The 7,180-nt window shown below is 35.9% G+C and carries 6 protein-coding genes; 2 read left to right on the forward strand and 4 right to left on the reverse strand.

The window, feature by feature from the left end; translation table 11 throughout:
* Positions 1 to 106: 106 nt before the first annotated feature.
* The 3 genes from ACIPNH_RS01530 to glpX all read right to left on the reverse strand — a co-directional run bounded on the left by ACIPNH_RS01530 (position 107) and on the right by glpX (position 2,481).
* A complete protein-coding gene (locus ACIPNH_RS01530; protein ID WP_400771247.1) occupies positions 107 to 1,237 on the reverse strand; it encodes a hypothetical protein in 1,131 nt (376 codons plus the stop codon).
* 2 nt (positions 1,238 to 1,239) lie between these two features.
* Positions 1,240 to 1,473, reverse strand: coding sequence for a hypothetical protein (locus tag ACIPNH_RS01535; protein ID WP_400771250.1), 234 nt, complete (start codon positions 1,471 to 1,473; stop codon positions 1,240 to 1,242).
* Positions 1,474 to 1,554: 81 nt separating this feature from the next.
* Positions 1,555 to 2,481, reverse strand: a complete 927-nt coding sequence (gene glpX / locus ACIPNH_RS01540) for a class II fructose-bisphosphatase (RefSeq protein WP_400771258.1) — start codon at positions 2,479 to 2,481, stop codon at positions 1,555 to 1,557.
* 128 nt (positions 2,482 to 2,609) lie between these two features.
* Between glpX and ACIPNH_RS01545 the strand changes: the two genes are divergently transcribed.
* Complete coding sequence (locus tag ACIPNH_RS01545) at positions 2,610 to 3,638, forward strand: hypothetical protein (RefSeq protein WP_400771252.1); 1,029 nt, start codon at positions 2,610 to 2,612, stop codon at positions 3,636 to 3,638.
* Between the two features lie 85 nt (positions 3,639 to 3,723).
* Here the strand turns inward: ACIPNH_RS01545 and ppdK are convergent, their stop codons facing one another.
* Positions 3,724 to 6,450: a pyruvate, phosphate dikinase gene (gene ppdK, locus ACIPNH_RS01550; RefSeq protein ID WP_400771261.1), complete on the reverse strand. Its 2,727-nt coding sequence runs from the start codon at positions 6,448 to 6,450 to the stop codon at positions 3,724 to 3,726.
* Between the two features lie 210 nt (positions 6,451 to 6,660).
* On the opposite strand from ppdK, the gene ACIPNH_RS01555 reads away from it, so the two are divergent.
* The coding region (locus ACIPNH_RS01555; RefSeq protein WP_400771255.1) for an Rpn family recombination-promoting nuclease/putative transposase at positions 6,661 to 7,180 on the forward strand (520 nt) is incomplete at its 3' end.

The following is a 7,180-nucleotide window of genomic DNA, read 5'->3' on the forward strand; positions in this document are numbered from 1 at the left end:
GAATCCTTTCGTCGTGCTGTTGATTCTGCCTTCCTATGACCTGTTCGGACTATTATGAGAAATGCTATATGTATCATCTACTTTCATGGCACCATTTGTTGTAAACTCACATTTCTCTATGATTATCTTTATTTGCCGCTTTCCCGAACGGATGCTCTACAGTTATTTCCTCATTAATAGAGCGAGGTGCACCGGAACCAGGTACAACGATATTCTCGTGCGATTGCATATCCTTCTTTTCCTCACATGGTGTTTGCTTAATGAAATGTGCTGCTAAAACTTCATGTAAAGCTTTACCTTTTATAAGCACAGCCTCGTTTTGCTTAGCTAACTCTAAAATTTTCTTTGGTTCAACATCTTTACCGTCAATAGTTGATTTTTTAATACTAACTTGACCTAAATTTATATTTAGAACAACAGTACAGTTAAGGTCTTTTCCAGATTCATCTTTTGCACCCCAACTAATTTCGATGTCACATATTGCAAATTTTGTAAAGGAGTAGTTCCTCTGTTGTTTCTCATTCTTCTCAATTGTTACTATTCTTTCACCATTGCTGTATATTTTTGCTCTTTTTACCTCGCTTTTCTCTTCTTCCATTCTTTTAGTTTTTTCAGTGAAAAGACGACTGGTTTCTAAACTTTGTTCAGGTTTAGTAATGTTGATATTAAGATGGTCATAATGATTAAGAAGACGGTTTGCATATGGACATGGCATATAACACCCATCAAAGAAAGCAATTGCACTACCAGTTTTTAGAAATTCTTGTCCATCGCTCATTCCTTCACCAATTCGAATAAGATATCTACCCAACCTCTTTTTAAAATTTTCTTTTAACTCCTCCTGATCTTTAGAAGTAAGCTTCTTATCCAATATACCCATTATTTCTTTTCGCTTACTCAATACCACATAATTGAAAAGGAAAATATCATCCTCTCGATAATAATTTGCTATCTTGTCAAATGGATCTGCCGGCCAACCGTTATTATAATTTACGAAATCAGAAGAATCTTCACACTTATTATCCTTAAAATCAAAATTCAATCTTTCAAAATCTGATAATACTTTTTCTGCCCTATCTTCAAAAGACCGAAGTCCATCTTGAAGTTCTTTTCCATAACTCATTCCTTTGTCAATTTGAAGAACATATTGACCATATTTCTTTCTAAACTCATCCTGTTCTTCGAGGAGAGGAAGATTCCTATCTAATATATCGATTATTTCTTTCCGCTTATTCAATATTACATAGTTAAAAAGGGCACTCTCCCCTTCTTTTCATAATCGTCTGCTATTTTGTCAAAACACTTATTATCCTTAAACTCCAATTCCTCAAAATCTGAGAGCACACTTTGTACCTGAGTCTCATCGAATTGAAGATTTGCTTGAGGAGATAGAAGAGTCAACTTTTCTTCACTTTCCTTGGTACTCGAATTTTTGTACAAACCATTAAATAGATTTATAATACTAGAAAACATTTCACACCTCTATTGTTATAAGTAAACTTGATTATATCTTAATGCTAAATGTTATAAAGCTAAAATTAGAAACTAAAAAAGCTAACATAAGTTCTGCATTGTTTGCAGCTTTATCAGCCTATTAGGCAGAATTATTAAAGAATTAGTTGAATAGGTATTATGATTCAATTTAACTCCATCCACAAGTTCTCCGCTTGTTACTCCAGTTGCAATGAACACTGATTCACCTCTTGCCATATCTTTTACGGCGTAGACTTTTTCTGGGTCATCAATATTTAAATTTTTTGCTCTTTCTCTTAACTGATCCGTATCAAGTACTAATCTTCCCTCCATCTGTCCGTCGATAGAGCTTAGCGCTGCAGCCGCAAGCACTCCCTCTGGTGCTCCTCCTATACCGATATACATATCATGATTGCCATTTACTAGTGAAACTATGGCCGCAACATCACCATCATCTATTAGTTTAATTTTTGCTCCTAATTTCCTGATTTTCTCTATTAATTCACTATGCCTTTCACGTTTAAGTACAGTTACCACGAGATCATTCACTTTGCACTTTTTTGCCTTGGCTAAATTGTCTAGATTCTTTTCAATGCTATTTTTTAGTGAGACTACACCCTCTGGAAGATTTTTTCCTACCGCTATTTTTTCCATATAAACATCAGGTGCATGTAAAAAATTACCTTTTTTCGTTGCAGCAAGAACAGACATTGCCCCTGGTTTGTAATGAGCACAAATCGTAGTGCCCTCAAGTGGGTCAACGGCAATGTCGATTTCAGGACCATTTCCAGTGCCAACCTTCTCGCCAATATATAGCATCGGCGCTTCATCTCTCTCACCTTCACCAATTACGATAGTACCATTTATTTCCATTAAATTTAATACTGTACGCATTGCATCAACTGCAACCTGATCAGCCTTTTTTTCATCGCCGAAGCCTGCTAGTTTATATGCAGCAAGTGCTGCAGCTTCGGTCACTTTAACTAATTTATAGGCTAAATCTTCCATCATTTGCTTTAAGAACTATATTCAATATGTATCATGATATATCATGCTGCTTGAAACTGCAATATGCCTTGACTGGTTTTGGGAAAGTTGCTATAATAAATTAGATAGTAATAGTGGTAAAATTTGACATGATTTATGAAAAGATAAAGGAAATTGTAACTAACAATCCTAATATAACTGCTGAGAAGTTTAGTAAGAAGCTCAAAAAAAATAGGATAAACATAAAAAAAACAAATAAATATCATCATACTTTACTTGGGCATATTGTTAATTCAAAGGGACCTAATATTACAGACAACACCAATGATCGTGCTATATTTCTACACATTATTAAATTACTCACAGAGTTGAAAACTGAAGGCAATACTGGTCAATTCAAACATGTAAAAGCTGGATTGAGCGAAGCTATAACGACTAAGCAAGCTGATGTTGTAAGAATACTCCTGGATAGTGGTAAGTTTAATGAAGAAGAAAAATTTAACGCTTTGCTCTGTGCTGTTACTCAAAAGTATGTCCAGGGAGTTAAATTATTGTTAGGTCATGTAAATGATGAAAACATGCAAAAGGCTTTAAAGGTGGCCATGGATAAAGAACAAACTACACAAGTTGAAGAAATTACTCAGATACTATTAAATTTTATTACACCAGAAACATCCAATGTAGAAGAAAATATAGTACCAGCACCTCCTATAGTAACAGAAGCAAATGCTACCCAACCTGTGTCAAGTAGTGTTAATGATCAGCCAGGTCATAGTAACGAAAATGAAACGCCTGTATTAACAATAGAAACAAATACCGGCAAAACTACTATATCAGATTGTGATAATAATAAAAATGTCTTCACAAATTCTCAATTTTCTATGCCAAATGAACAAGAAACTAAATATAAAGAGAGCAAAAAGGATTTTTACACCTCATTGACAAAAGATGTTGTTGGAGTTGTTATTACAGGATTATTCATTACTGCTGCTGTGATGGTTCCATTTGTAGCTGGTGCAGTAGTTTGCAGTGTCATAGCTGCTTTGATTGCAATATATACCGGGTTGCATGTAAAAAATTCTACATTACCAAGTTATAGGGAGATGAGAGAGAATGAAGTTGAACGTGTAACAGGATGTCATCCCAGTGCCCAGACACTGGGATCCAGAAGGTCATAATAAAAACTAGATTCCAGCGTCACGCGCTGGAATGACACCCTCTGGTGGGCTCAAACCATATGAGTAGCCAACACTGCCACTATACTTACCTAGCAAATTTAGATCTAACACTAAACTGTGCTGCCACTAACTTTGCAATCGGTACTCTATAGGGTGAGCATGAAACATAATCTACCCCTGATTCGATGAGAAACTCTATAGATTTTGGATCTGCTCCATGCTCTCCACATATACCCAGTTTTATTTCTTTTCGGGTTTTTTTGCCTCTTTCAATGGCTATCTTGATTAACTCCCCTACCCCTTCGATGTCCAGCACTTCAAATGGATCATTGTCAAATATGTTGCTTTCCTTATAAGAATCGAGGAAATTAACTGAATCATCTCTTGAAAGTCCCATGGTTGTTTGCGTTAAATCATTAGTGCCAAAACTAAAAAACTCTGCATGTTTTGCTAACTTATCAGCAATCAGTGCTGCTCTTGGTAGTTCTATCATCGTTCCAATTGAGTACGCCTTGTCTGATGTCATTCCAGCGCGTGACGCTGGAATCTGCATCTGTGAGATGACAGAGGATTCTTTCTTTGCTAGCTCGCATATCAGAACAAACTCTTTCTCACTCATGATAAAAGGAATCATGATTTCAGGTTCCACTTCTATCTTCTTTTCTTTCTTTAATTCACTTGCAGCACTAAGTATTGCCCTAATCTGCATGCTATATATTTCAGGATGAGAAATAGCAAGTCTACAACCTCGATGGCCAAGCATTGGGTTCTTTTCTGATAACTGTGCTATTTTATTTTTTACTGACTCAACTGACTTACTAAGTGATTTGGCAATTTTTTCTATAGTAGACTGATCATTGGGTAAAAATTCATGCAAAGGTGGATCAAGCAACCGTATAGTGACTTCCTTGCCCTCCATAATAGAAAATATTTCTTTGAAATCAGACTTTTGCATTTCTTCTAGTTTAATGAGCGCATTTGCCCTTTCATTTTCATCGTCAGCTATTATCAATTTTTGAATGAATTCGATTCTATCACTAGCAAAAAACATATGTTCTGTGCGACATAAGCCTATACCTTCTGCACCGAATTCTTTTGCAATTTTTGCATCTTTTGGAGTATCAGCGTTCGCTCTCACTTTGATCGTTTTGATTTCATCTATCCAGTTGATTATCGTTTTGAATTCTTGCGATAATTCAGGCGAAATTGTAGGAAGAATGCCAAGCATAACCTCCCCTGTTCCTCCGTTGATGGTAATTGGTTCACCTTTATTTACTTTTGTATCCCCTACAGAAAAGAAAATTCCATCTTTATCGATATAAAGTCCACTTACACTGCAAATGCATGGCTTACCCATTCCACGGGTTACAACAGCAGCATGCGAGGTCATCCCTCCCCGTGCTGTTACTATGCCGCTTGCAGCATTCATTCCATTAATATCTTCAGGACTCGTTTCTGACCTTACTAAAATCACTTTTTTATCCTGCTCTGCAGCTTTTTCAGCATCACTTGCACTAAACACTACATATCCAGAAGCAACACCTGGAGAAGCAGGTAGCCCCTTCCCTATTACTTTTTGGTCACTCTCAACGTCAAGAACTGGATGCAATAAATTGTCAAAGGTTTTTGGATCAATTCTCAATATTCCTTCTTCTTTTGTAATCGTTCCTTCGTTTACCATATCAACTATTATGCGAATAGCAGCTTCAGCCGTGCGCTTGCCAGACCTAGTCTGCAAAATCCATAATTTACCGTCCTGTACAGTAAATTCGATATCCTGCATGTCTTTATAATGCCTTTCAAGTTTTTCACATACCACACATAATTCTCGGTAGACACTTGGCAGCAACTTCTCCATGGTGTTTTTTTGCTCTCCGTCAATTGGCATAGGAGTATAAACACCAGAAACCACATCCTCACCCTGAGCATTAATCAGAAATTCACCAAAGTATTTTTTTTCTCCAGTTGAAGGATTTCGTGTAAATATCACACCAGTTGCAGAATTATCATTTAAATTACCAAAAACCATTGCTTGCACGTTGACCGCTGTTCCAAGGTTTTCAGGAATATTATGTATTTTTCTATAGGAAACAGCCCTATCATTTTTCCAAGAAGCAAATACTGCATTCACTGAGCTGAGCAATTGCTTTTCAACGTTCTGCGGAAAATGTTTTCCTATTTTTTCATGTACTATCCTTTTGAAATTGTTAACAATTTCTTTTAAAACATCAACATCAAGATCAGCTAAGCTTTTTGCTCCACTCTTTTGCTGCTTATTATCAACAACATCTTGAAATAGGTGATGATCAAGCTGTAGTACAACATTGGAGTACATCATGATGAAACGGCAGTAGCTATCGTAAGCAAAACGTTCGCCACTTTTTTTTGCAAGCCCAACAACGGTTTCATCATTTAGACCAACATTTAAAATAGTATCAAGCATGCCCGGCATTGAACTAACACTACCAGAGCGTATTGAAACTAATAAGGGATTATTTAAATCCCCAAATTTACAACCGATGTCATTTTCGAGCATCGTCATGTAGTTTTTAATTCCACTACATATGTCATTCCAGTGCGTGACCACATTTTTTTCTGGATCCGAGTAGTCAGCTACTTGGATAACAGAAGATCTATTGTCTTGATAATAGACTTTGCAAGCAGAGGTGGAAATTGTGAAACCAGGTGGAACAGGAATGCCAACATTGCACATTTCTGCTAAATTTGCCCCCTTTCCTCCCAGCAGATTTTTCATTTCTGCATTGCCTTCGCATTTACCCTGGCTAAAGTAATGTATTAACTTTTCCCCCATCATTTTCTCCGGATTTTCACTGATAAACACATTGTACATATAGCTCCAATAAACCTGTGAGAACTTGAAACCTTAGGATAATAAATTTTACAAAATTTGGCAACAACGTTCCTTCTGGCAACATCAGTAAAGTTAACAAAAAAGATGACAAATTATTGAATTATTATCAATAAGAATATATAATATAAAGATACATTTAAAAATTTTTTTATGGCTCTTTCTAAATTTCTCGACCCCAAGAATGATGTTGCGTTCCGGCGTATTTTTGGTACTGAAAAAAATAAAGACATCCTCATTCACTTTCTCAATGATATTTTGGGGTTCACTGGCAAAGATGAAATAAAAGAAATAGAATTCCTCAGCACTATTCAAGATGCTGAAATTGCCTCTAAAAAACAAAGTACCGTTGATGTTCTTTGCAGGGATGAAAATGGGGTGCAAGTAATAGTCGAAATGCAAGTTGCCAAAACTAAAGGCTTTGAAAAACGCGCTCAATATTACGCTGCTAAAGCTTATTCAAGGCAAGCTGATAAAGGTGATCAATATCAGGATCTTAAAGAAATCATTTTTATAGCTATTGCTGATTGTATTCTCTTTCCTAATAAATCTGAGTATAAGTCAGATCATGTAATGTTAGACAAAGATAGCTATGAACATGATTTAAAAGATTTTTATTTTACATTTATTGAGTTACCAAAATTTCCTAAAACTAAAGAAGACCAATTGGAGA

It is taken from the genome of Wolbachia endosymbiont of Drosophila barbarae, assembly GCF_044752445.1.
Classification (GTDB): domain Bacteria; phylum Pseudomonadota; class Alphaproteobacteria; order Rickettsiales; family Anaplasmataceae; genus Wolbachia; species Wolbachia pipientis.